The organism is Bacillus sp. RC51 (assembly GCF_044908115.1).
GTDB classification, from domain to species: Bacteria; Bacillota; Bacilli; order Bacillales; family Bacillaceae_G; genus Bacillus_A; species Bacillus_A mycoides.
The window spans coordinates 90,624-116,574 of record NZ_JBIYCW010000016.1 but is presented as its reverse complement, the minus strand read 5'-3'; the positions used below and the strand labels follow the sequence as shown (position 1 = coordinate 116,574).

General features: G+C 36.6%; 29 protein-coding genes and 1 pseudogene. 8 read left to right on the top strand and 22 right to left on the bottom strand.

The genetic code is table 11. The features are described 5' to 3' along the window. Window positions 1-357: 357 nt before the first annotated feature. From ABH959_RS24965 to ABH959_RS24935, 7 genes are all read right to left on the bottom strand, one after another. Window positions 358-1,104: a YjbA family protein gene (locus tag ABH959_RS24965; RefSeq protein WP_002030367.1), complete on the bottom strand. Its 747-nt coding sequence runs from the start codon at window positions 1,102-1,104 to the stop codon at window positions 358-360. Window positions 1,105-1,245: 141 nt separating this feature from the next. Next, window positions 1,246-2,037, bottom strand: coding sequence for a DUF2268 domain-containing putative Zn-dependent protease (locus tag ABH959_RS24960; RefSeq protein WP_113937674.1), 792 nt, complete (start codon window positions 2,035-2,037; stop codon window positions 1,246-1,248). Window positions 2,038-2,151: 114 nt separating this feature from the next. Further along, window positions 2,152-3,390, bottom strand: a complete 1,239-nt coding sequence (fabF, locus tag ABH959_RS24955; RefSeq protein WP_404493323.1) for a beta-ketoacyl-ACP synthase II — start codon at window positions 3,388-3,390, stop codon at window positions 2,152-2,154. 31 nt (window positions 3,391-3,421) lie between these two features. Further along, a complete protein-coding gene (fabH, locus tag ABH959_RS24950; protein WP_001100550.1) occupies window positions 3,422-4,354 on the bottom strand; it encodes a beta-ketoacyl-ACP synthase III in 933 nt (310 codons plus the stop codon). 602 nt (window positions 4,355-4,956) lie between these two features. Continuing rightward, entirely contained in the window at window positions 4,957-5,133 is a 177-nt protein-coding gene (locus ABH959_RS24945) for a ComZ family protein (protein ID WP_002011319.1), read from the bottom strand. 64 nt (window positions 5,134-5,197) lie between these two features. Next, the gene (locus tag ABH959_RS24940) at window positions 5,198-6,070 is read right to left on the bottom strand and encodes an NAD-dependent epimerase/dehydratase family protein (RefSeq protein ID WP_113937672.1); all 873 of its coding nucleotides are present in this window, start codon (window positions 6,068-6,070) and stop codon (window positions 5,198-5,200) included. A gap of 29 nt (window positions 6,071-6,099) precedes the next feature. After that, window positions 6,100-6,834, bottom strand: coding sequence for a lipase family protein (locus ABH959_RS24935; protein ID WP_113937671.1), 735 nt, complete (start codon window positions 6,832-6,834; stop codon window positions 6,100-6,102). Window positions 6,835-6,990: 156 nt separating this feature from the next. Here ABH959_RS24935 and ABH959_RS24930 point away from each other — a divergent pair, with 156 nt between their 5' ends. Then, on the top strand, window positions 6,991-7,173 hold the full coding sequence (locus tag ABH959_RS24930; protein ID WP_001211111.1) for a YjzD family protein: 183 nt from the start codon (window positions 6,991-6,993) through the stop codon (window positions 7,171-7,173). Between the two features lie 31 nt (window positions 7,174-7,204). Here the strand turns inward: ABH959_RS24930 and clpB are convergent, their stop codons facing one another. After that, on the bottom strand, window positions 7,205-9,805 hold the full coding sequence (clpB, locus tag ABH959_RS24925; protein WP_113937670.1) for an ATP-dependent chaperone ClpB: 2,601 nt from the start codon (window positions 9,803-9,805) through the stop codon (window positions 7,205-7,207). Window positions 9,806-9,977: 172 nt separating this feature from the next. Next, on the bottom strand, window positions 9,978-10,157 hold the full coding sequence (locus ABH959_RS24920; RefSeq protein WP_002086997.1) for a YjzC family protein: 180 nt from the start codon (window positions 10,155-10,157) through the stop codon (window positions 9,978-9,980). A gap of 490 nt (window positions 10,158-10,647) precedes the next feature. On the opposite strand from ABH959_RS24920, the gene ABH959_RS24915 reads away from it, so the two are divergent. From ABH959_RS24915 to ABH959_RS24905, 3 genes are all read left to right on the top strand, one after another. Continuing rightward, window positions 10,648-11,457 (top strand): Cof-type HAD-IIB family hydrolase, encoded by an 810-nt coding sequence (locus ABH959_RS24915; protein ID WP_002011310.1) that lies wholly within the window; start codon window positions 10,648-10,650, stop codon window positions 11,455-11,457. 105 nt (window positions 11,458-11,562) lie between these two features. Beyond that, window positions 11,563-11,703 (top strand): hypothetical protein, encoded by a 141-nt coding sequence (locus ABH959_RS24910; protein ID WP_000516816.1) that lies wholly within the window; start codon window positions 11,563-11,565, stop codon window positions 11,701-11,703. Then, entirely contained in the window at window positions 11,704-11,901 is a 198-nt protein-coding gene (locus ABH959_RS24905) for a DUF3813 domain-containing protein (protein WP_002011309.1), read from the top strand. A gap of 26 nt (window positions 11,902-11,927) precedes the next feature. On the opposite strand, the gene ABH959_RS24900 is transcribed toward ABH959_RS24905, so the two are convergent. After that, a complete protein-coding gene (locus ABH959_RS24900; RefSeq protein ID WP_113937669.1) occupies window positions 11,928-12,785 on the bottom strand; it encodes a YitT family protein in 858 nt (285 codons plus the stop codon). 100 nt (window positions 12,786-12,885) lie between these two features. On the opposite strand from ABH959_RS24900, the gene ABH959_RS24895 reads away from it, so the two are divergent. Next, a complete protein-coding gene (locus ABH959_RS24895) occupies window positions 12,886-13,017 on the top strand; it encodes a DUF3941 domain-containing protein (RefSeq protein WP_001120851.1) in 132 nt (43 codons plus the stop codon). A 130-nt stretch (window positions 13,018-13,147) separates the two neighbouring features. Next, a complete protein-coding gene (prsA, locus tag ABH959_RS24890) occupies window positions 13,148-14,005 on the top strand; it encodes a peptidylprolyl isomerase PrsA (protein WP_113937668.1) in 858 nt (285 codons plus the stop codon). A gap of 153 nt (window positions 14,006-14,158) precedes the next feature. On the opposite strand, the gene ABH959_RS24885 is transcribed toward prsA, so the two are convergent. The 6 genes and pseudogenes from ABH959_RS24885 to ABH959_RS24860 all read right to left on the bottom strand — a co-directional run bounded on the left by ABH959_RS24885 (window position 14,159) and on the right by ABH959_RS24860 (window position 19,756). Further along, window positions 14,159-14,863: a hypothetical protein gene (locus ABH959_RS24885; protein WP_404493322.1), complete on the bottom strand. Its 705-nt coding sequence runs from the start codon at window positions 14,861-14,863 to the stop codon at window positions 14,159-14,161. Window positions 14,864-14,949: 86 nt separating this feature from the next. Then, window positions 14,950-15,435 (bottom strand): hypothetical protein, encoded by a 486-nt coding sequence (locus tag ABH959_RS24880; RefSeq protein WP_113937666.1) that lies wholly within the window; start codon window positions 15,433-15,435, stop codon window positions 14,950-14,952. A 139-nt stretch (window positions 15,436-15,574) separates the two neighbouring features. Next, entirely contained in the window at window positions 15,575-16,018 is a 444-nt protein-coding gene (locus ABH959_RS24875) for a WapI family immunity protein (protein ID WP_113937665.1), read from the bottom strand. Between the two features lie 410 nt (window positions 16,019-16,428). Further along, window positions 16,429-16,782, bottom strand: a complete 354-nt coding sequence (locus ABH959_RS24870) for a hypothetical protein (protein WP_078184084.1) — start codon at window positions 16,780-16,782, stop codon at window positions 16,429-16,431. Between the two features lie 194 nt (window positions 16,783-16,976). Continuing rightward, window positions 16,977-18,749, bottom strand: a pseudogene (locus ABH959_RS24865) (RHS repeat domain-containing protein); the annotation flags it as partial. A 152-nt stretch (window positions 18,750-18,901) separates the two neighbouring features. After that, entirely contained in the window at window positions 18,902-19,756 is an 855-nt protein-coding gene (locus ABH959_RS24860; protein WP_113937664.1) for a CvfB family protein, read from the bottom strand. A gap of 284 nt (window positions 19,757-20,040) precedes the next feature. Here ABH959_RS24860 and ABH959_RS24855 point away from each other — a divergent pair, with 284 nt between their 5' ends. After that, a complete protein-coding gene (locus ABH959_RS24855) occupies window positions 20,041-20,532 on the top strand; it encodes a YajQ family cyclic di-GMP-binding protein (RefSeq protein ID WP_002030284.1) in 492 nt (163 codons plus the stop codon). Between the two features lie 17 nt (window positions 20,533-20,549). On the opposite strand, the gene ABH959_RS24850 is transcribed toward ABH959_RS24855, so the two are convergent. Next, window positions 20,550-21,911, bottom strand: a complete 1,362-nt coding sequence (locus tag ABH959_RS24850) for an alpha-amylase family glycosyl hydrolase (protein ID WP_113937663.1) — start codon at window positions 21,909-21,911, stop codon at window positions 20,550-20,552. Window positions 21,912-22,068: 157 nt separating this feature from the next. On the opposite strand from ABH959_RS24850, the gene ABH959_RS24845 reads away from it, so the two are divergent. Next, entirely contained in the window at window positions 22,069-23,304 is a 1,236-nt protein-coding gene (locus ABH959_RS24845) for an ammonium transporter (RefSeq protein WP_113937662.1), read from the top strand. A 132-nt stretch (window positions 23,305-23,436) separates the two neighbouring features. Here ABH959_RS24845 and ABH959_RS24840 read toward each other — a convergent pair whose 3' ends face one another. The 5 genes from ABH959_RS24840 to ABH959_RS24820 form a co-directional block, all read right to left on the bottom strand. Then, window positions 23,437-24,078 (bottom strand): helix-turn-helix domain-containing protein, encoded by a 642-nt coding sequence (locus tag ABH959_RS24840; protein ID WP_113937661.1) that lies wholly within the window; start codon window positions 24,076-24,078, stop codon window positions 23,437-23,439. Window positions 24,079-24,302: 224 nt separating this feature from the next. Beyond that, on the bottom strand, window positions 24,303-24,539 hold the full coding sequence (locus ABH959_RS24835) for a hypothetical protein (protein ID WP_002134945.1): 237 nt from the start codon (window positions 24,537-24,539) through the stop codon (window positions 24,303-24,305). A gap of 126 nt (window positions 24,540-24,665) precedes the next feature. Continuing rightward, entirely contained in the window at window positions 24,666-25,283 is a 618-nt protein-coding gene (gene ytaF, locus ABH959_RS24830; RefSeq protein ID WP_404493321.1) for a sporulation membrane protein YtaF, read from the bottom strand. A gap of 132 nt (window positions 25,284-25,415) precedes the next feature. Then, window positions 25,416-25,649, bottom strand: coding sequence for a hypothetical protein (locus tag ABH959_RS24825; RefSeq protein ID WP_002134941.1), 234 nt, complete (start codon window positions 25,647-25,649; stop codon window positions 25,416-25,418). Then, window positions 25,639-25,941, bottom strand: a complete 303-nt coding sequence (locus ABH959_RS24820) for a hypothetical protein (protein WP_002087012.1) — start codon at window positions 25,939-25,941, stop codon at window positions 25,639-25,641. Before ABH959_RS24820 ends, ABH959_RS24825 begins: the two co-directional genes overlap by 11 nt. Window positions 25,942-25,951: the final 10 nt, after the last annotated feature.

Here is a 25,951-nt window from a genome sequence, read left to right as displayed (position 1 = left end):
TGTGAGGGGGATGGAGCTCCTGACGTAGAGGCGGGTTCTGCCTCGCAGGAAGGCGCGAAGCCACCGAACATTCTTGCCGCTGGAGCTGGATTTCACATAAAGCGGAAGCGGCTCGCTTAGAATGTGAGGGGGATGGAGCTCCTGACGTAGAGGCGGGTTCTGCCTCGCAGGAAGGCGCGAAGCCACCGAACATTCTTGCCGCTGGAGCTGGATTTCATATAAAGCGGAAGCGGCTCGCTCAGAATGTGAGGGGGATGGAGCTCCTGACGTAGAGGCACTTTTTGCCTCGCAGGAAGGCGCGAAGCCACCGAACATTCTTGTCACCTCCATAAAAAAAACCGCCAATTGGCGGTTTTTTTAATTTACCTTCTGCTCATTTTCCATTTCCCATAACTTTTCAAAAAACGGCTGTCCTTTTACAAGGCGCTCACATAATTGCTCGTGCTTCTCAGACCATCCAGTTTTCGCTTCATCATAAAGTTTAGCCCAAACATCTTCAAACTCCATATGTTGGACCATTCCGTACGCTGATGGATCCCACTCTGTGAACCAATAGCGAATTTCAGCTGGATTTTTCGTTGTATGTAATTGATCTAATGCCATAAATAATAATTGTTTTAACTGTCTTTCTTTACGAGTTAGGCCATTCATAATGAAAGGCGACGGCGATAAAATATGATGTTCTTTTTCAATCTCTTCCACTTGGAACTCATACTTTTCTGCTTGCACATTCTCTACCATCTCATATACCATCTGTTCTTGACGCGGTATAAGCCTACTTTTTCTAATTGGCACATTATAGCCGATTGAATCAATCGCAATAATTCCTTTTCCATCTGTAACTACAAAACAATATTCTTGTTGCAAACGTTCGTGATTTTTACGAATATAAGCCTTATGATATACGTCTTCCAATAATTTTTGCGGAAGCTCTAATAATTCGTTCTCGATGTAATGATATAATGTGGCATCTACTTTTAATAATGGCACTTGATCTAATAGCTCAATCGTATCATCTTTCCGCCATTCGTAAAAATGACAAACGTTATACCCATTCTCTTCACCTTCAAACCAATTTACCCATACATCATGTAGATATAACATTCACTACCCCTCACTTCACTACTGTTTGTACCAATCATTATGTTCAGTTTTGCTTAACTTTATTCCACTTGAGGAAATATATTCTAATTATTATTTTTTCTTCTATAATATTAAAAAAACAGGAGATAGCTCCCCTGTTTTTCATGAAACATGAAATGTATTTGCTTTATTCAATATTTCTTTCGCATCTATAGATAATAAAGAAAGTGTATTTTCTCCTTCAAATGCTACACAATCTTTCACAATATGAAATCCAAGTGCATAGCCAAGCATTTTCGGATACGAGTGCAGTCCATTTAATAAAACATCATGCTCCCTCGTACCTCTCTTTACGCCTATTCGTTCTTGTATTGAATTCCTCCAATAATAAATAGCATCTTCTTTTGAAATGTAAGTAGTCCACGGTGCACATCTTTTTTCTGTATACCTTTCATACACAGCTTGCTCAGCTAACCCTTCCATAATCATCGTATCAAGTAATGTATACTCTGTTTCTTTCGTCTCAATTTGATGTAGCCTACATATATGATGGTATTCATGCGTTAATAAAGCTTTTAGTTCCTCTACTGAATTACGTCCACATACGAATAAGAAAATAACGTGACGCATAGATAAGCCAGCCTTCCCGTTATATTCCTCTTGTACAGTTCGATTGTATGAATCTGATAATAAAATAAAGATAGGGACATCTGGACCTTTTAGCCAACCTTTCAATTTTTCATACTCCATGCTAAGTTCTTTCCAAATTTCTTTCTTCTCTAACTCTTTAATTTCCTGCTCCCCCCGCATTACTGGGCGATACATACCTTTAGAGATTAAAAAGCGATACAGTCTCTCTTTTGGCAATGGAATATACTTTGTAAATTTCTCACAAAGCTTCTCTGGACGTCCATAATACAGATGTAACCATTCTGCCGTTTCAATAACCCCCACCTTCATCCCTCCTTTTCTTATGTATATGCAAAAAAGAATGGAACGTAAAGGTGATAAAAAATAAATAAGGTGTCTTTTCGTAGTACTTTACGAAAAGACACCTTATTGTACATATTATTTATATGCTTTAAATACTAATACTGCGTTATGACCACCGAATCCTAATGAATTACTTAATACAGCTCGCACTTCTTGATGTCTCGCTGTATTTGGTACGTAATCTAAATCACATTCTGGATCTGGTGTTTCATAGTTAATCGTCGGAGGAATTACTCCGTCTGTGATTGATTTAATAGAGAAGATCGCTTCAACAGCACCAGCTGCTCCTAATAAGTGACCTGTCATTGATTTCGTCGAGCTAATTGCTACTTTATATGCATGCTCACCAAACGTTTCTTTAATTGCCATCGTTTCATACTTTTCATTTGCATCTGTACTTGTACCATGCGCATTAATGTAATCAATATCTTCTGGCTCTAGATCTGCATCAGCTAAAGCTTGACGCATCGCACGAACTCCACCTTCACCACCAGGAGCAGGCATTGTAATATGGAATGCATCACCAGTTGCACCATAGCCGACAATTTCCGCGTAAATATGAGCACCACGCGCTAACGCATGCTCTAATTCTTCAAGAATAAGAATTCCTGATCCTTCACCCATTACGAAACCGCTACGATTTTTATCGAATGGGCGGCAAGCCGTTGCTGGATCTTCATTGAATGTTAATGCTTTCGCTGAGCTAAACCCAGCGAATGCCATACTTGTTAATGGTGCTTCTGCTCCGCCTGTTATCATCGCATCAGCATCACCGCGCTGGATTACTTTAAACGCATCACCAATTGAGTTTGCTCCAGATGCACAAGCTGTTACAGAGCAAGTATTAATTCCTTTCGCTCCTGTAGCGATTGACACTTGACCTGCTGCCATATCTGGAATCATCATTGGTACGAAGAATGGACTCACGCGGCGCGGACCTTTTTCAGTAAAAATCTTAAATTGTTCTTCGTATGTTTCCATACCACCAATACCAGAACCAACCCATACACCAATGCGTGGTGCATTTTCTTCTGTAATTTCAAGCTTCGCATCCGCAACTGCCATTTTCGCTGCTGCTACTGCATATTGCGTAAAGCGGTCCATACGGCGCGCTTCTTTTTTATCTATATATTTTTCGACTTCAAAGTCGTTAATTTCTGCTGCTACTTTTGCAGGAATTTGTTCTGAATCTATTCTTGTAAGTCGTCCGATTCCGGATACACCGTTTTTAATGTTTTCCCAAGCTGTTTCAACATCTGTTCCGATCGGTGTAACAGCTCCTAGCCCTGTAATTACGACCCTCTTTTTTTCCATACAAAATACACTCCTTTTTTTCTCTCAGTCCTTATTTACCCCAACGAAGAGCTACTGCTCCCCATGTTAACCCGCCGCCAAAACCGACTAGTATAATTAAATCACCATCTTGAATACGTCCATTTTGCAATTCCTCTACCATTGCAATTGGAATTGAAGAAGCCGATGTATTACCGAACTTTTCAATTGTCATACTCATTTTTTCTTTCGGTAAATTTAATCTTTCTCTTGCAGATTCCATAATACGAATATTCGCTTGATGTGGTACTAAGAAGTCCACATCCTCTTTCGTAAGTCCCGCTTTTTCTAACACGCGAAGACAGGAATCACCAAGTTGGCGAACAGCAAATTTAAAGACTTCTCTGCCGTTCATCATAACATACTCGTCTTGATAAAGATGCTTACCGCCACTTCCGTCCGCTCCTAATTCAAAAGAAAGTACACCTTTCCCTTCCGAAACAGCTCCCATTACGATAGCACCTGCTCCGTCCCCAAATAGTACTGCTGTATTTCGATCGTTCCAGTCTACAATTTTAGATAGTTTGTCACTACCAACTACTAATACATTTTTATAAGTTCCCGTTTGAATAAATTGCTGCGCTGTAATCATTCCGTACATAAAGCCAGCACACGCTGCACTTAAATCCATTGCGGCTGCGTGTTTTGCGCCAATTGCTTCTTGGATTACACAAGCTACTGCTGGGAATGCGCGATCTGGCGTTACTGTTGCCACTAAAATAAGATCGATATCCTCTCCGCTAATCCCGGCATCTTCAAGTGCTTTTTTAGAAGCCTCTACCGCCATATATGAAGTATCTATTGTATCATCGGCAATGCGTCTTTCTGCAATTCCCGTTCTCGTACGAATCCATTCATCAGATGTATCTACGATTTTCTCTAAATCGTGATTTGTGACTACTTTTTCTGGCACATACCTTCCGATCCCTAAAATGCCCACGTTCACATCGCAGCCCTCCGTTTTATATCAATTATTATGACTTGGTACTAATTTTAAAACATAAATGTACTTTTGTCTAGAATATATTTCAGCTAAAAAAATAAGACAGCGTATTACGAACTTTATTTTTCATTAAAAGAAACAGAAAAATTCCTATCCTTTCAAAAGATAAACTTCCCAATACTTTTGACCTTACTCCGCTCGAAGCAAAAAAAGGCCCTAACCGCTTCTATCCACAGCTCGAGCCTCTCTCCCATCAAAAAAGAAGTTTTTTTTATTCTTTATCTGCTTTCCCTTCAAAACTAAGACCTTCTCCTCATAACCTTCCCCTTTAGCCTCATCATCTCTCTGGTTTCACTCCGCTCGAAACAAAAAAAGGCCCAACCGCTTCTATCCACGGCTCGAGCCTCTCTCCCATCAAAAAAGAAGGGGGTGGTTTTATTCTTTATCTGCTTTCCCTTCAAAACTAAGACCTTCTCCTCATAACATTCTCCCTTAACTACCTCATCACTCTGGTTTCACTCCGCTCGAAACAAAAAAAGGCCCTTACCGCTTCTATCCACGGTTCGAGCCTCTCTCCCATCAAAAAAGAAGGGTTTTGTTTGGTTTTATTCTTTATCCGCTTTCCCAAGCTCATATGCTTCGCCCATTACTTTCATCAATAGCTCTAACACCGGCTGTGCTTTCTCCATATCAAGTGCAATTCCATTAGAATCTAAAATTGCCTTTGCTTCTGGTAAATGCTTCATTGCGATTTGTAAAAATTGCATACTTTTTTCGTTCATGTAATCTCTTCCTCTCCATTAAAGCTTTTCAATCAATTATCCATACAATAGTGTAACACGCGTGCTACCCTTCGTATAACTCTTTATATTTTTTCATATGTGCCAATTGTTTATTTAAACCGAATTCTACTGGTGTATTTTTTTGAATAGAAATAACCTCTACAGCTTCATCTCTTACTTCCACATTTTTTTTATTTACTTTATCATCTGCATGCAGCAAGGTCATACCTTTTTCCCATAACTCTTCTTTTCCACTAAGTAAATTATATATACCGAGGTGTTTTACATTCATTCCATTTTCCCATAAATATTCACATACATCTTCAACGTAAAGTAAATCACTTCCTTTTTCTCCATTTATACAAAGGCACTCTTTTTCATCAAGTTCTGATAAAATAAGCTGATGATACATCATAAACGACGGTTGCCACGGCCCATATAATGTAGGAACTCGATATGCACTATATTGTAATTCGCCTTTTTTCAACCCTTCTTCCACTTTCGAAAATAGATGTTTGTTTTCGGATTCTTCAGTGCTTCCTATTTCAATAGAAGAAATTAGATTTAACTTTACTTTATTTTTTTCACACATCCTTACGATTCGTTTTAAATATTGTAATATGACCCTTTCATTCCGAAATCCACTTTGCTGATTCGGCTCATACAAGCAAAAATAAACTGTATCGAAACTCTCTTCCTCTACCGATCGCCATCCGTCTTCATCCCTTATAGAATAGTACGTAAATAACGCATTCCGCCCAATCAGCAATAATTTCTCTTCATTAATTTTTGTCATACTATCAAATTCATCAAAATCAAGACCATATACTTCTACTTCTTCTGCAATCATTTTATTCACAAGGTGATAACCTACAAACGTAAGTGCACCTATAATCAGCACGCGTTTCATACCACCAACCCTTTCCCCTTGAAACAAATAGCTCCTCATTTATGTATATGGGAGCTTCACAATTCTTCTTCATATTTTTTAAAGAAATCAGTCGTTTGTCTAACCATTTTATATTTCACATCTTGCAGATGGAATAAAACAGAAGTATCGCATTGATTGAATTGCCTCATTTTCTCGTATTTACGTAACAATTGTTTTCTTCCTCTTTTTTCCTGTGTTGAGACAAAAATTTTAACAGGTACACAAGACGGCAGCAGCGCAAATGATTTCTGATTTATTTTTGATTCTAATTCTTCTTCTTTGGAATCATACGCCAAACTTAATTCCTTCACTAATCTTTTGTAAAAAAACTTATGCTCTTTCTCAAAATCCACATATTCTGGTAAATCTAAACACGGATTTAACATAACGACAGAACGTATACATTCAGGGTATTTGTTCATCATCTCCAGCGCTACAAGCGCTCCCATACCATCTGCCATAATGTGCATTTTCGCATTCAATGTCTCTTTTCTTAGAACGACATCATACAAACGTTTTGCAAGACGAACAGCTCGGTCGTTCCCCCAATGCCTTCCATATAAGTTAGATGAAAAGACCGTATAGCCTTTTTCAATAAGGCCCTGTAAAAAATAAGCTCTCCCTGCATGCTGTGTCCATAAACTTGTACCATTCTCAATAAAATAGTTATAATCTCCTAGGAGCATAACAGAAAATCCATTTGGCTTTTCCGGTAAATAAATTACACATGGTTCTTTTTCTAAGTAAAAAAAACGTTCCGTAATACTCATTTTTCTCCCGCCTTATTTTCTAAACGTATAAAAGTACTCTTTTATAATGTATGAACAGAATGCAAATTTGCGTTGAAAAATCTACAAATATTTTTCTATATTCTTTTTTCAATTGTGTTACAATAAGGACAGATTGAACGAATAGAGGTGTAAAATATGCGTTTCATTTGGGCATTAATTTGGTCGTTCGCGCTTGTACATATGATGAGCTACGTAATCGGCTCTATGACTGGCGGTACATACGATTTTAACCAAGCGTCTATTTTCTCAGTTGTTCTTGCGGTATTAGTATTAGCGATTGCAGCTGCGATTCCAAACGAGCCAGTAGAACAACACTAAAAAGAGTCCGGATTTTATCCGAACTCTTTTTTTACTTTACATGAACGACTAATTCGTTATTTTCTACATCAACCACTACGTGACTATTGTCAGTAATCGTTCCTGCAATTAATTCTCTCGCTAATTTCGTCTCAACTTGACGCTGTACGTATCGTTTTAACGGACGAGCTCCGTACAGCGGATCGAATCCAGCTTCTACAACAAATTCTTTTGCAGATTCCGTCAATTCTAATGATATGTGGCGATCTGCTAAACGCCCTTGCAATTCTTGTACAATCTTATCAACAATACCTTTAATTTCATTCCTTGTAAGAGGTTTGAATAAAATAATTTCATCGACACGGTTTAAGAATTCTGGTCGGAAATGTCCTCTTAATTGTCCCATTACAAGTTCTCTTGACTCTTCTTTAATAGAACCATCTTCTTCTAGCCCTTCTAATAAGTGAGCAGATCCAATATTTGAAGTCATAATAATAACCGTGTTTTTAAAGTCTACTGTACGTCCTTGCGAATCTGTAATGCGTCCATCGTCTAACATTTGTAATAAAATGTTGAATACTTCTGGATGTGCTTTTTCGATTTCGTCTAACAAAATAACTGAATATGGTTTACGTCTTACTGCTTCTGTTAATTGTCCGCCTTCTTCATATCCAACATATCCAGGAGGCGCACCAATTAAGCGTGACACTGCGTGTTTCTCCATATACTCAGACATATCGATACGAATCATTTGCTCTTCACTGTCAAATAACGTTTGTGCTAGCGTTTTTGCAAGCTCAGTTTTACCAACACCTGTAGGGCCTAAGAAAATGAATGAACCAATTGGACGATTCGGATCTTTAATGCCAGCGCGCGCACGAAGAACTGCGTCTGATACAAGGCTTACCGCTTCCTCTTGACCGATAACACGCTCTGATAAAATTTGTTCAAGACGTAATAATTTCTCACGTTCACCTTCAACAAGTTTTGCGACAGGAATACCAGTCCACCTTGAAACAATGTCTGCAATTTCTTCTTCACTTACTTCCTCGCGTAATAAGCGATTCTCTTGTTTATTATGTGCACCCATCTCTTCCGCTTCTTTTAACTCTTTTTCGATAGCTGGAATTTTCCCGTGGCGAAGCTCAGCTGCTTTATTTAAATCGTAATTTCCTTCTGCTTCTTCTAACTCACGGCGCAAGCGCTCTAAATGCTCACGTAAGTCACGCACTTTGTGAATGTCTTCTTTTTCTTTCTCCCATTTCGCTCTCATACTACTTGCAACTTCTTTTAAATCCGATAATTCACGTTGCAATGTTTTTAGGCGCTCTTGACTACCTAAATCTTTTTCTTTCCCAAGAGCAGCTTCTTCAATTTCCAGCTGCATAATGCGGCGCGTTACTTCATCTAATTCTGTTGGCATAGAATCAATTTCTGTTCGAATTGTTGCACAAGCTTCATCAACAAGATCAATTGCTTTATCGGGCAAGAAACGATCTGAAATATATCGATCTGATAAAACAGATGCCGCTACAATCGCCCGGTCATGAATATTTACACCGTGATAAATTTCAAAACGCTCTTTTAAACCACGTAAAATGGAAATTGTATCCTCAACAGTTGGCTCTTCTGCTAACACTTGTTGGAAACGTCTTTCTAACGCTGGATCTTTCTCAATATATTTACGGTATTCATCTAATGTCGTTGCCCCGATACAATGCAGTTCACCACGCGCTAGCATTGGTTTTAACATATTTCCCGCATCCATCGCTCCTTCTGTTTTACCAGCGCCGACGATTGTATGAAGTTCATCAATGAATAATAAAATACGGCCTTCACTCTTTTTAATTTCATTTAATACAGCTTGCAGACGTTCTTCAAACTCACCGCGGAATTTTGCTCCGGCCACAAGTGCACTCATATCTAAAGCGAAAATTGTTCTATCTTTTAATCCTTCTGGGACATCTTTTTTCACAATACGCTGCGCTAATCCTTCAACGATTGCTGTTTTACCAACACCTGGCTCTCCGATTAAAACGGGGTTATTTTTCGTTTTGCGTGAAAGAATGCGGATCACGCGGCGAATTTCACTATCTCTGCCAATTACAGGATCAATTTTCCCCGCTCTTACTTCAGCCACTAAATCACGGCCATATTTTTCTAACGCTTCATAAGTTACTTCTGGATTTTGACTAGTCACTCTTTGATTCCCCCGAACTGTCATTAAAGACTGTAATAAGTTATCTTTCGTAATATAAAATTTTTCAAATAATCGATTTATATCGCCTTTCTCTTCAGAAAAAGCAAGTAATACATGTTCGATTGAAATGTAGTCATCTTGCAATTTCTCCGCTTCTTTTCCCGCTTTTACAAGCAGTTGTTGCAAAGCACCTGTTACATATAATTTCCCTGCCTCTGCCCCGCTTCCAGTTACAGAAGGCTTTTTCTTAATTAAACTTTCGGCGCCTTGCTTTAACGCTTCTATATCGACATTCATTTTTTGAAAAATACGTACCGTTAATCCGTCTTGTTGCTCTAATAACGTAAGCAATAGATGAACAGTATCTACTTCTTGATGATGATGAGATACCGCTAAAGATTGAGCACTCATAATCGCTTCCTGTGTTTTCGTTGTCATTTGATTTAAGTCCATCTTTACAGCCCTCCAAACGTTTGACTTTCTTTGACCTTTGATTTGATTATACGCCAACTGACTTTTTTATACAATAATTTTGCTTATGTAGTTCAAACTTATTATTGGAAAAAGAAAAAAGTAACATTCATTTTCCTAATCAAAAAAGCCGCAATAATGATTGCGGCTTCTGTTACGGTTTTCTTTTATATGTCCACTGACGGTTATGATTTGCGTTCTCTGGAAACTTTTCACCGGCAGTTAATTGTACCATTTGCGGATTTTTCACCATACTTCCCGTTTCACCAATTTCTACGTAAATGCCATCATTTGGCGCTTTTTGCCCTGAACGAAACCTGCGATTTTGTCCCATTTTCATTCTCCTTCCATGACGTCTTGCCTCATTAGTATATCCATTTTAAAAGAAAGCCTTTCTGTCATGTTTAGGAAACAAGTACTACCGTTTACCCATGTACATATATATAATTACACAAGCTTAAGCAGGAATTATTGGCATATTTGTTGAAAAAAAAGAAACCAACCTACTTTAGGCCAGTTTCAAAGGAGAGTCAAACATATACGAGAAGATTACATGTTCATTATAAGTCGCATCATTCAAACAATGTAACCCTTTTCACAAATTGTACATAATGAAAGAAACATTGTTTGAACTTTCTAAAAAGATATTGACTTTTCCTAATTTCCAACGAGAAATAGTAGACACCACAGCGCTTCGCGACGTAAGATGGATATATAGTGAAACTTTCATTTACAGTAGTTTCACCCAGTCTAACCTCTTATTTCTGCATATTAAAAACGGAAATACAGATAGAATCAAAAAATTTATTATAAGAGGTGAAATTATGAACAAACAACATTTAATCGCATTAGACTTAGACGGAACTTTATTAACAGACAACAAAATAATTTCTCCAAGAACGAAAAACACAATTGCAAAAGCAAAAGAACAAGGACATATTGTCGTTATTTCAACAGGACGTCCATTCCGCGCTAGTTACGATTATTATAAAGAACTTAGCCTTAACACACCAATCGTAAACTTTAATGGAGCTTACGTGCATCACCCTCTTGATTCAAGTTGGGGAACACATCACTCTCCTCTTGAACTTTCAACAGCGCAGGAAATCGTCCGAGCTTGCTTTGATTTCGGCGTGAAAAATGTCTACGCTGAAGTCATCGATGATGTGTATGTCCGTGAAATTGATGAAGATAAAAAACATATTTTTGAATTCGGTTCTCCAAGGATTTTCACAGGAGATTTATTAAATATTTTAAACGACCATCCAACTTGCTTATTAATCGATGCACATGACGAGCATTCTGCTGCAATTCGCCAACATTTAACAGATATGCATGCTGAAGTCATCGACCATAGAAAATGGGGTGCGCCTTGGCCAATTATTGAAATTGTAAAAAGCGGATTAAATAAAGCTGTCGGATTACAAAAAATTTCAGGCCATTATAATATTCCTAAAGAGCGAATTATCGCTTTTGGTGATGAGGATAACGACTTTGAAATGATCGAATTTGCTGGTCATGGAATCGCAATGGGTAATGCAATTCCTGAATTAAAATCACTCGCAAATCATACGACATTAACGAATGAAGAAGATGGTATCGCTCTATATTTAGAAGAGGTTCTTGGATTGTAATCTAAAAATTCCCTGCTTATAGTTTCTCGCCAAACGCTCATACTATTATTAGACGCAAAAGTCAGCGCGTCAATTGTTTTCAGCTAAATAAAGGGGGTTTTTCGAATGGGTAAAAAGAACAAATCAAAACGTTTTATCCAGCAAGGAGCCGATGCTGTTATGAAGCATGATGCAAGATTCCCGTACAGAGGTACATTAGCTGAGGCAGAAAAAGCGAGAAGTAACTCTTCATTTGGAGGGGTTTAAATGGGGAACTTACTATTCCAACAAGCTAGAGACGCTGTTTCAAGTGCCGTTTCTTGTTCAAGTGGCGCTGAACAACAGGAACTCGTTTATAGAGCAAAAAACTCTTTGCACTCTGCTTATGCAAACTCTTCAACTGCTGAAAAAGTTCAGCTACGTGAAATGCAGGAGCAATTGCAAAACATTACGAATTCGCATTAAAAAAGGAGGACCAGCTTTGGTCCTCCTTAATCTTTTCTAAACAATCCAAACACACCGACCGTTTGCAGTATATTTGTAAATGCACTTGGGTCCACTTGTTTAATAACCCTCTCTAATTCGTACAACTCGTAACGAGTAATAACAATCATTAACATTTCTTTATTTTCATTTGTATAAGCACCTGTTGCTGGTATAGTTGTAATCCCTCTCACTAAGCGAGAGTGAATCGCTTTTCGCACATCTGCCCCGTTCTTTGTAACAATTAATGCCGTAATCTTCACATGACGGGTATGAATCGCATCAATAATTCTCGTTGATACATACAAAGTGACTAAAGTATATAATGCCTTTTCCCATCCATATACGTAGCCAGCAGCGATAATGATAAGTGCATTAAAGAAGAAAAAATACGTGCCGACAGGCTTATCTTTTATTTTTGATAAAATCATAGCAATAATATCTAGACCACCTGTAGAAGCCCCCCACTTTAAAGCAACCCCTACCCCAATCGCTGAAATAATACCACCAAAAATTGCATTCAATATAATATCGTGCGAAACCGCTCTAACTGGGATAATTTCTAAAAACAAAGTCATAAATACAACGCAAAGAAAACTAAAAAATGTAAAGGCCTTCCCAACCTTTTTCCACGCTAAAATAACGACAGGAATATTAAACAAACTAAACAATACCCCCGTAGATATATGAATAGATAAAAAGTCACCTAATATTTGTGACAATAATTGAGACAATCCAGCAAAACCACTCGCATACACTTTCGCTGGTGTTAAAAATAAATTCATCCCAATCGCATTTAATAAACCCGCAATAATTACAACGACTAACTTCTTAATAAGTTCAGTATAATTCAGCTTCAAATCCATTTCTAATCCACCTTTAGTATTCATGAATGCACCGCTATACATAGTCTTTACGAAAAAGGAAATGATAAACATACAACGTTTAGAAATGGAGTTGATACATATGCCACATACTAGCGATAACGACAAAAAAGCACGCGACAATAATGCAAAGCGCACTCAAAAAAATGAACAAGAGCAAAAAAATATTCAGCAAGGAAAACGTGCATATTCTAAGAAAACCGATCACCTTTGATTACATCGTACATCAACTTTAATGTTGATGTACTTTTTTTACATTTTACAGGGAAAAAACATTAAAAATTCACTTCATGTTCACTTCTATATTCTACAATAGCGATAACATATTCGGATGAGGTGTTAGCATGAAAGGAAAAAGTACATTCATTATCACTGCACTAATAAGTATATTAATACTATCTGCTTGCGGACAAAAAAATGACTCGGCCACAATCGCTACAACAACAAACTCAACCATTACGAAGAGCGATTTCGAAAAACAATTGAAAGATCGATACGGAAAAGACACGCTATACGAAATGGTAGCACAAGATGTTATTACTAAAAAATATAAAGTATCTAATGATGCAGTAGATAAAGAAGTAGAAAAAGCAAAAGATCAATATGGAGAACAATTCAAAGCAACACTAGAAAATAATCGTTTAAAAGATGAGGAAGATTTCAAAAATCAAATTAAATTCAAACTTGCATTGAATGAAGCGATTAAACAAAGCGTTACAGAAAAAGATGTGAAAGACCACTATAAACCAGAAATTAAAGCTAGTCACATTTTAGTAAGTAACGAAAATGAAGCGAAAGAGATAAAGAAGAAATTAGATACCGGCACTTCATTTGAAGAATTAGCAAAACAAGAATCTCAAGATTTAGCATCAAAAGATAATGGCGGAGACCTCGGATACTTCGGGGCAGGCAAAATGACACCTGAATTTGAAAAAGCTGCCTACAAATTAAAGCCCGGCCAAATTAGCAATCCCGTAAAATCACCAAACGGCTATCACATTATTAAACTAACTGATAAAAAAGATTTACAACCTTACGATAAAGTGAAAGACTCTATACGTAAAGACTTAGAAGAAGAACGTCTTGCCGACCCTTCCTTCGGTCAAAAATTATTACAAGATGAATTAAAAAAGGCGGATATTAAAATAAATGATAGTGATTTGAAAGATACATTTTCTCATCTTTTCGGGAAAGGGAACTAAAATAAAGCACGATCTTATTTTTTCAAATAAGGTCGTGCTTTTATTCTTTCATTAATACTTTCAGCTTTTTCTTCAAGCTTTTATAATGCCAATTGATGTGATCTAGTTCTATCTCCATTTTAATCCGGTGCTTATACCTCTTTCTTTAAAAGATTATATGCATTTCAAAATTAACCACGGATACCACAATACCTCTTCTGCCTCAATTTCCCCATCATCAATTAAATGGATAATCTGCTTTGCATCTTCATACTTATCAACAAGTGATAATTCATTTAATTTCTTGCCAAACGCTTTAAAGTCCACTTGCAAATTATTATAAATAAATGAGTAAAACCAATCGGGCTCGTAGCCGCATATATCAAATCCTAATATTTCATCATTTTTAACATCAGCAGGTAATGAACTTTCGAGAAAGTCATATATAGAAACTTTAAAGTCATTTTCTTCTCGCTCATTCATTAAAAAATCCGTCCGATACTCTTCTGAAAGATGCAAACTAATAATCTCTAAATTTTCTATCCCTTTTAAATAATTTCGCTTAAAGAATCTCGCATCTTCTAAATTTTTAAAAGCATTCGGCCACGAGAACTTTTCTTCTTCCATTAGTGTATCTAAAAAAGATTGTCCACTTTCATGTTCCTCTTTACTAATCTTCAATCTTCCATTTATCATCTGAGCAATAGGATCATTTTTATTTGAATTACACCAAGTGAAAAACCAATAACCCGGAAATGTAGGTCGAATCCCATTACATATCGTTAAAATCGTTTGTGATAGTCCCTCAATATTGCATTCTTTATAGATAAGTTCCCTATCGTAGGAAATTATGAGGTATCCGGCGTTATAAAATTTCATATGCATATCTCCTTTTCAAAGGGTTGCTAAACATTCATTACAAATGTGGAATCCTCATACTTCCGGTTAGCTATACAGTTTCTACTTTACGGATGCTCTCTAGTTTCTTTATACTCATCAATAATATATCCTGAATAAGCAGTAGCCTGCCTCTCATATCCAATTCTCGTTAGTTTTATATCATTAATCCATTGGAAATAATGCGTTAGCTCATGCGCAATAGTAACCAGATAGCACCCTAAAGCGTTATCTTTTCCATTTTTCTGCACCGTATCATAATAATCCCCTGTCGAAATACGAATATACGGCTCAACATTTCGATCAAACGGCCCAAAGAAAGTACCATAGACTAGCTCTCCATCCATTGCCTTTATTTTATATGAAGTTTTCACATAAATAGGTACTCTAATTGGGAAAAAGTATTCTTGGCGCAGCCATTTACAAAATTCCTTAATGGCTCTTCTTACTTCAGGATCAACATCTGTATCAAATTTCAATCGTAATCCAGTACGGTGACTCTCCTCTTCTAAATTATAATATTCTTCCCAATTCGTCAGCGTCCAAATATGCATATTATCAGCCTCATTACTTCATATTTCCTAAAGAAGGAAGGTTCATTTCGATTATTTGATTGGCTCCCCTAATTTTTCACCATTTTTAGTTTTAATACTAAAACTTTCCTACCTTCTAAAAAGTATAGAATAGTTAATCCTATAACTTTTTGATGTTATAACATACCTCTTCTATACTTTTTACATCCGCTTCAAATGATACTTCATACTCCCATTTTTCACTCTTTAAATCATTTTTAGAAAAAGTAAAGTATACGAAAAATCGATTTCTTTTGAGCTTCACTTTAAGCTCCATTTCCTCTTCATCGGCACTCAATACAGCTTCCTTACTTTCTTTTCGCAGTAATGCTTCTAGTTTTTTCCCAAACCCAATTATTTCACTTATTAAAAACATGGGCCCTTTATACTCATAATGGAAATTATTTGTGGATATAGCTAAGAAATTCAGTTGTAAATCACGTAAATACAGCTCATCATCATTTGGATACAAATATCCAAATGATGCAATAGTTATCTTTTTTTCGCCCCCTAAAAATACCATCTCAAGTTCTTTTCTTCTTTCCACCATATGACCTTCTTCCATTGTTTATCCTTCTGCGAACAATACCTTAGAGTAATAGCCTCATATTCGTAACTTGCAATCACATTTCCTTCTCCATCTGTTTCGTATAGCGGATTACTTTGTATCAAAAAAGTGCATCCCAAAATTAAACTATTTGTTTAGATTTTGAGATACACCGAATCGACTTTACTTTTCTTTTTCAAAAATACCAGCTAAGAACAAACTAATTCCTAGAAAAATGAATATCAATATGTTAATTTTGCAACTCAAGAGCGACATATAGGAAGTAAAACTTATTAAAATGGCATATATTAGACTCACTACTAACACCGTTACCACTTTATATTGTCTTTTTTAACATAATCGCTAATACAACTGCAATTAAACCAACATTATATACACCCATATTTTCTACATTTTACAAACTTCTTCTACACTGTCATAGCATACATAATATGAAAATAACAGCTAAGACCATAAATAATAAGTGCAATCATTGTAATATACCACTTTCCCCCGCACTTCTTTACATACTGCATAAGCCCCCAAAGGCAAAGTAATATAACTGATTGAACTACTAAGATTTTTAATGTCCCCAATAGTGTAGCTATCATAGAATAGGTAATCCATATACTCAAAAATGAACGTATAACTATAACCGCAGCAGCGATTTTTTGATAATAAAATAGTTTTATACTACCCGCATAGTAATCTTGCAAAAGAATAACAGACGCTATTAAAATATTTAAAACAAGAATCACAATAAATTCCAAAACCGCTATCAATTCTTCAGTTCTCCTTCTTTAAATTTATTTACGCTTTCCTATCGCATTAGAAATACGCATTAACTTTGCTTTTGCAGAATTCTTCTTCGCTTTAGCTATACTCTCTAACCTCGCTCCTGGAAGCCTTCCAAAATGTTTTTTCGGATTTTTAGCCAATCGGGATACATTACGACCCACCTGTTTAAACGGGACAGTCACTCTTCCTTGGATAGTTTTCCCCAGAAGTCTTGCCCCCCTTTCATAGGAGTTATAAAACCTAAAACTCTCCCTACTCCTCCGAAAGCCAAATCACGTAAAGCACCTGTCCCTGTGGCTTTTAAAGCACCTGTCCAACTATATCCACTCTTCCTGTTTTTGTATAAATAAGAAGCTAATCCAAAACCAGCACCCATTGCTGCACTTGCAACCCACCATGGAGCATGCCCATCAGGATCCACCATCATCACCGGATTATTATCACCATACGTATACCCATTCATTGTAATCGGATCATCTTCATCACCTGGATCAGGATCCACCGATAAGAACACACCATGATCTGGATTATAATAACGTGCCATCAGATAATACGTGCCAATTTCTTTATCATACATGTATCCCGCATATCCAAATGGATTGTCTGCTGCGATACCTTTTACTTCACTCTTTAATACGTTACCCCACGAATCATATTCATACGTTGCGACAACTTCTCTATTTTGATCTGTCATCGCGACTACATCACCACGAGGGTTGTAGTGGTAGTATACTGTTTGTCCTTGCGATTTCATTGCTAGACGTGTACCACTTGTAGAATATACATATTGACGAAGTACAGTTCCACTTCCATCTGTTTCATACAATGGATTGATACTATCTCCATCATAGAAGTAGCGTGTTACTGTTCCACTTATATTCTTTTCAATACGACGATTATTTTCATCGTATTTATAAGTTGCAAATGGATTACTCTCATCCTGTTTCGTAATCGCTACAATCTGGTCATCTTCATTCCATGCATACTTGTACTTCCCGTCAGATGTACGATTGCCATTCGCATCATACGTTAACGATTCGTTTCCGAATTTCACAAGCTGATTTCCTTCATTAAACGTTGCGGCTATAGACTTTGCTTCTTTTCCATTCTCTACAACTTTCACACTCGTACGATTTCCAAATCAGTCATATGTGTAAGATTTACTTGTTCCGTTTGGTAATGTCTCGTTTAATAGTTGGTTAATCGGGTCATATATAAAGTTTGTTTCTGTTACTTTTCCGCCTGCACCTTCATGTTTAATCTTCGTACGGTTCCCCGCTTGATCATATTCATATCGTTCAAAAAGAAGAATACTGTTTGACGTACCTACTACTAAATCTTTAATTTTGTTCGTATGATCATAGTTGAAGGTAGAACCTGAACCATTTCCGGCTGTATACGTACGAATATTTCCTTGATCATCATAATCAAATCGATACGTTTGAGAACCGTCTGTCACACGGATGTTTTGATCTAACGTGTTGTAGTCATACGATACTTTATTTGTGTATCCACCTTGCGTTACTGTTTGTTCTTTTAATTTTTCTGTCTTACTGTTTGCTTTGTCGTGATATGCCCAGTCAACTTTTCCGCCTCGGCTATCCGTTGCACTTGTGGCGCGATCTGCCTTATCGTATGTTTTTGTACGTTCTACACCATTGACATGGTCTTTTACTTTCGTAACTTGTCCATTCTCATCACGTTCAAATGTAAATGAATCTTTTCCATTTCTCTTTTCGCCAATGACGCGGTCTGCTGAATCATAAACAGATTCTAAAATCGAGCCGTTTGGCATTTTTGTTTTAATCTTGTTTGCACTTTCATCATATGTGTGTTCAATACGACGATTTAACGCATCGACATACACTGTATTTTTATTATCTACATCATATTCAAATTTGTGTGTTTGCGTTTTCCCATCAAACATGACAGATTTCTCTGTTGTATTTCCTTAAAAAAATAATCCCCTAACATTTTAAACATCAATAATAATAAATAATAACATGAATATTCAATTAATTTATCGTATTTTTTAGAAAATGGCAAAACAAAAAAGACCCATTCCCTAACAAACTAGAGAAAAATAGATCTTTTTCATTCACTTTATTTCTTAAAGTAAGTCCAACCTTCTTCTTGGTAAATCTTTTCTTCTTTCATCAGTTTACCAAGTGCACGCTTAAATGCAGCCTTACTCATATTGAAACGTTCTTTAATGTCTTCTGGGTTGCTCTTATCCCAAAACGGCATCGCTCCGCCTCGTTCTTCCATATATGCATAAAGTACTGCTGCATCATCTTCCATTCCTTCTTCTTTACGAGGAAGAAGTGAAATATTGATTGTACCATCGTCTTTCACATCAATGATACGGCCTGTTACGCGCTCACCGATGCGGACTTGTTCTTTTCTTTCTGTATGGTGTAAGAAAGCACGGAAATGCTCGTCAGTTAGTATGAATGAACCAACTTGAAGTGAGCGATATACACGTCCATTTACGTTTTTATTACGCATAGATGGCGTTGCATCTACGATAATTTCTTGCATATCACTGTCTCTTGCCGGAAGAGCAATTAAACGATCACGATTCGTTAATTTTAACGTACAATATAATTCGTCGCCTTCCACAGGCCATACTGGCATATAAATTGGAAACTCATCAAGTGGAATTAGTATATCTTTTGATACACCAATATCAACAAACACACCTAAACTAGGAATAACTTCTACAACCTTTACCCAATTCCAATCATGTGTTGTAATAATTGGTTCCTTCATTGTTGCTGAAATACGATTTTGGTGATCAAGGTATAAGAATACATCAATCGTATCGCCTTCTGCAATTTCTCCAGCTAATTCGTTTTTATGTAGGAAGATTTCTTCCTCTTCGTTTCCAACCATATATCCGATTTCCGTTTCGCGTAAAACAGTTACCTGTTCAATCGATCCTAATTGCAAATACATATTTTTTAATTCCCTTCTATATATATAAAATTATCTTTTTTATCATTCCAAACAAAAGTTAATTATAACACGATTTTTCCTTTATTTGTCCAACTGCCCAAAATTCACTATAATTAAATAAAGACTGTATCTATAGGACTATATTCCCCTACGGATGATCCGTCAAAACACTTAAGTTGCAACACTCTATCTAATCGATGTATTTTCCGCTATACTTTAATATGTATATTACATAGCCTATTTAGGTGCATGAAAAGATAGAAATTTATTTGGAGGTGCTAACTATGGCAAAAGAGAGTTCTTTTGACATCGTTTCGAAAGTAGAATTACCTGAAGTAACAAACGCAATTAACATCGCATTAAAGGAAATCCAAAACCGATATGACTTTAAAGGTAGTAAAAGTGATATTAAATTAGAAAAAGAAGTACTTGTTTTAACTTCTGATGACGAGTTCAAATTAGACCAAGTAAAAGACGTTCTAATTTCTAAACTTGTAAAACGTAACGTTCCAATTAAAAACTTGGACTATGGAAAAGTTGAAACTGCATCTGGTAATACTGTTCGCCAACGTGCAACTCTGCAACAAGGTATCGATAAAGATAACGCGAAAAAAATCAACAACATCATTAAAGAAATGAAATTAAAAGTGAAAACACAAGTACAAGATGACCAAGTACGTGTAACAGCGAAAAGCCGTGATGACTTACAAGCAGTAATTGCAGCCGTTCGCAGCGTTGACTTACCAATCGACGTACAATTCATTAACTATCGCTAAGAAAAAAGATCCTCTATCTATACAGAGGATCTTTTCTTTTTAACCGCAATTAAAAAAGCAATAAATAATACGTTCACACCGACTATTAAGGAGATAAACAACCAATTCACACCTGTTTCTTCGCTAACTTTATACACATTCGACTCTTCACGCTTTAAAACAAGATAAAACTTTCCGTTTTCTTCTCTTATAATTTCGTCTTCTAACAATCCTCTTAACTCTTGTTTTTCACCAATTGCACTTACAGGTAAGGAAACCTTTTGCGTTTTTTTCGTATTATTAATCGCTACTAGTGTTACTTCATCTTTATACTTTCTTTTTAGTATACTCATTCCATCTTTATCATATAGAAGTTCAAACGTACCACGTCGTAAAGATGGTCTCGTTTGTCTAAGTTCACCTAGCTTCGTTATGTGCTGCATAAACTTTTCATCAGATTTGAAATCCATTAATCGTCTATTATCTGGAGCATCTCCCCCATCTAATGCGATTTCAGTTCCGTAATAAAAATTCGGTATCCCCGGGGATGTTAATAAGTAAGTGATCGCTAGTTTTAAACGAGACGGCGGGTAATACATATTTTCTTTTGCAATACGTGCAAATCGCTTTGTTTCTTGATTATCTAAAAACGTAGCGAATTCCTCTTCTTTTCCACTCACATCATATAAAGGTTTCACAGACATATCTGCTTTTGAAAATGACTCTACTATTTTTTTATAGTACTCATTATCTTCCTTTGTCATAATGTGAAAATCTTTCTTTACCTTCTGCAAATCCTTTTGTACTTCATCCCAAAAAGCACGCGGCTTTTTTTCACTATGTATCACATAACTTCCGTCTAAATCGACTTCTTTTATCCACCATTTCATCGAGTCAATTAATTGTTGTTCATTTTCTTCATACGGAAATTGAAAGACAACTTTCATTCCTTTTTTGTGAGCCTCATTTACAAGTTCTTTCACATCATTTTCTGTTCCGAAATGTTCATTTACTTTTTGAAAGTTTCGAACGCTTAATCCATCATACTTTTCACTTTCAAAAAGCGGCGAAAGCATAACAGTAGTAAATCCCATTTCTTTTATGTAGTCCAATCTTTTTATAATCCCACGTATATCTCCGCCCTGATACCCTTCTAAATTACCAACGTCTAACTGTTTGTCATTTTTCGATTCTCCGTTATTAAAGCGATCAATCATAATGGAATATATAACTTCATCTCGCCATTCCCTTTTTTCTTCCGCAAAAGTATGTACTGGTACAAACAAAATAACAGCTAAACAAAAACAAATGAATAGTTCCTTAGTCCATATTTTTTTCACACGCATCCCCCAAACTTCCAATTGTAAGAATATTATACCAATTTTTAGAGCAAATCGCATACGTTGATTTTATCCCTTCAAAATACATCATGTCAGGTTTTCTAACATTAACTAAAAAGTTTTCTGAATTTTTAGTTGATTTTTCTTTTTATTTCGAATATGATATGAAACATAACATATAGATGTTATTTTTTCTAACATCATAGGAGGAGAGAGAATGAATACGGGGGATACAGTTTTTATTTTTGTAACGACAGTAATGGTCATGTTGATGACACCAGGATTGGCACTTTTTTATGGGGGTATGGTTCGCAGTAAAAACGTACTCAGCACGACAATGCACAGTTATAGCGCAATGGCTATCGTTTCGATTCAATGGATTGTTATCGGTTATTCTTTATCATTCGGACCAGATTGGCACGGACTTATCGGCAATCTCGATTGGTTCGCTCTAAACGGAGTTACCTACGCACCAAACCCAGACTACTCATCTACTATTCCTCACAATTTATTTATGATGTTCCAACTCATGTTCGCTATTTTAACTCCCGCTTTAATTTCAGGTGCATTCGCCGAAAGAATGCGATTTTCTGCCTTTCTTATTTTTATCCTGCTTTGGACAACAATCGTTTACAATCCTGTCGCTCATTGGGTGTGGGGCGTTGGCGGATGGCTGAGAGAACTTGGTGCGCTAGACTTTGCTGGCGGTAACGTCGTTCACATCACATCTGGAGTTGCTGGTCTCGTATTAGCTATTTTCCTAGGAAAACGAAAAAACATAAGCGGTACCTCTCCTCATCATTTACCATTTACAATGTTAGGCGCAGGCTTACTCTGGTTCGGCTGGTTCGGTTTTAACGTCGGTAGTGCATTATCTTTAAATGACGTAGCTTTAACTGCATTTATTAATACAAATATAGCCGCCGCTGCCGCCGCTTTAACTTGGATGCTTTCTGAATGGTTCTTCCAATCGAAGCCGACTGCGATGGGAGCTGCTTGCGGGGTTGTTTCTGGTTTAGTCGCAATTACGCCAGCTTGCGGATTCGTTACACCTTTCTCCGCTCTTCTTATCGGAGCAATTGGCGGTATATTATGTTTTGGTGCTGTCTTCTTCTTAAAAAACAAATTCGGGTACGACGATACACTTGATGCATTTGGATGCCACGGCATCGGAGGAACTTGGGGCGGTATTGCAACTGGACTATTTGCAACTACTACTGTAAACGGTGATGGCGCTAACGGATTATTTTACGGAAACGCATCTCTCCTTTTCAAACAACTTGTAGCAATCGGCGCAACATATGCATTCACAATCATAATGACGTACGCCATCATTAAAGCGATTAACTTCTTCCTCCCTGTTCGCGTCGATGAGCACGAAGAACAAATGGGGCTTGATATTTCGATGCACGGGGAGAAAGCTTATGAGTATACAGAGAGATCTGTGAACTAAAACTTACAAACATACGAAAAAGGTGTACTCCGTTCTAACACGGGGTACACCTTTTTCGTATATTCATAACAACACAAATATTCCAAACTATCGGTATATAAATATCTTTATCTATCTATTCATATAAGTATCTTATCTTTTCAATAGCGAATTTAAAACAAGTTGCACAGCAACAGCGTCATCTAAATAACCGATAGGAAAGATGTAATCTGGAATCACATCGACTGATAATATAAAGTAGATCAACGCACTTCCCATTAAGGCAAGTTCTGCAACTGTCCCCTTCTTCTTCGTAAATCTCTCATACAATTCTTTTAAATCATTAATAAATGGACCAATACTACTTACCTTTTGAATTTTTTCAAGAAACCCCTTTTCAATCGTTTCTTTTCCTTCTTCTGTTTGCGAATATTGCTCGTAATTAGCCAATTGTTGCTCTACATTCGCGATACTAAACTTTTGATCATATAACTGTGAAGATTCAAGTAAATGTTCAATGCTATTAATGGATACTTGAATATCAGATTGTTCTTCCTGCTTTGTTTCAATAGAATAACCTGCCGCCACAAACAAATCTGCGATCGGAACACCGAGGCAATCTGCAAACTTTTGCAAATGCTTTGGATTTGCTTTTCGCTTACCATTTATAATCATTGAAATAGTAGCAGTATCAATTCCAGTAAGCGCGCTCAGTTTTCGCATCGATAAAGATTTTCCCTTCAGTAATTCTTTTAATAACAACCCAAGATTACTTCTTTCAGTTCCTTCAGACATATTCCATTCCCCTCTATTCATGAGAATAATCATAGTTGTCACATGCAAGATAACTACAACTTCTATACAATTATATTAACAAATTTTTTTGCCAAGTTACAAGGTGGGGATTCGTAATATATGTTTACATTTTGTAAACATATATTACGAATCATAAAATAAAGCCATCTTAAAAAATCGAAATTTTTTAAGACGGCTTTTTCTGCGTAGTTTAATAGAGCAACTTATTGCAACCACTTTCTCAATAAAAAAAATATGCTACTACAAACAATATAAGAACTAATAAAAGTGAAAAATGCAACTAGAAATGAATGGTGCAAGGAAAAAGTTAGCACTGTTAATAACGAAGACAAAAAGAATATATCTAATAAAATAAAATACCCTGAACTTAAAACACTTTCTACTAATTGTAATTCAGCCTCAAGTTCAGAGTACTTCAACCTTTTATAAAGTAATCTCACTTCGTTCACCTTCTATTCATCTGATGTTAAAAATATCATTCCTTTCTCTTTCTATAAAGTGAAACTTTAATCAGTGGAGGTTTTGATCATCCCCGCTGATTATGAACCCGCAAATAGCTGGATAACTCAATCAAAAAACGCAGCAAACGCAATAATTAATAGTAAAGTTCCGCTAATCAATGTTCCAAATTGCCCTAAAGTAAATTTCCCAATACGAACGTGAGCTATCTTTCTCCCTAATGCAACTCCGCCCCAAACTGTTATGAAACTACCAATTGCCGCAGCAACACATATCGCTATCGGATTCCAACCGAATAAACCAGCACCTAATCCGTTCGTTAATGCATTAGCAGACAGACCAATGCCAAGAAAGATGGATTCTACAAATCCGATTCCTCCAGATTCACCTATATTTTTCGTTAAACCATTTATTTCTGTAGATGCTACTTCACCTTCCGCATCTTCAGCTACCACCTTACGAGGAATTGCTAATAATACAATTCGAAGACCAATGACAACTAATAAGAAAGAACCAATGACTACTGGCATAATCCCAGGCAAAATTTTCGAAAGCCATAACCCAAAATAAATCCCGGCCACACTAAACAAAAAGCAAATAACCGAAATGATAAGATTGGAAAAATGACTAATTCGTATGTTGCGAATGCCGTAAGAAATTCCCACTCCTAAGTTATCAATGCTTGATGAAAATGTCAGTGCTAATACCATCATCCATGCTGTCATTTAATTCATTCACTCCTCCGCGCGGAATATATTTCTGAATATTAAGATAATTAACGCGACATGCATAGTATGGAATATGAATAAGGGAGATACAAACTCCCTATATTCCTTCCACTTAATCCCCCTCCTCCCTTAAAAGCGAGGAAGAGTGAACCATTTCATTATATTCATACGATTTGCTTTTCCTTTTTCACGAACAGAGTGAAAAATTTCACCTGTGAAAGATCCCATTTTCGTAGCAACCTCTTTTTGCATCGCTTTATTTTCTGATGCCGCTTTTACACTTAAATCTAACGCCTGCTCAAAATGCTCTAATGCTTTTTCCAAATGATAATCTACATCTTTTTCTACAGCTTTATGCATCATGCTTAATCTCCTCCTCTTCATCTTGCGCTTGTTCAGCTGCCGCTTCTATAATTTCTTGTTCATCAGTAGTGTCATCTTCCACATAAGAAAGTTCTTTTTCAAATTGCTTTTGCATCCTATCCATTTTCGCTTCCACAATAATATCTTCTACTTCTTCTTTAATTGTTTCAAAAGTAGACTTCACACCTCTTGCTCCTGATTCAACAAGCGGACGAAGTGTATTTCTTACGACAGGTAATAAAGCGGCACTCGCTAACGCTAAAGTAGATCCAATAACAACTTTTCGTATCATTTTCATTGCT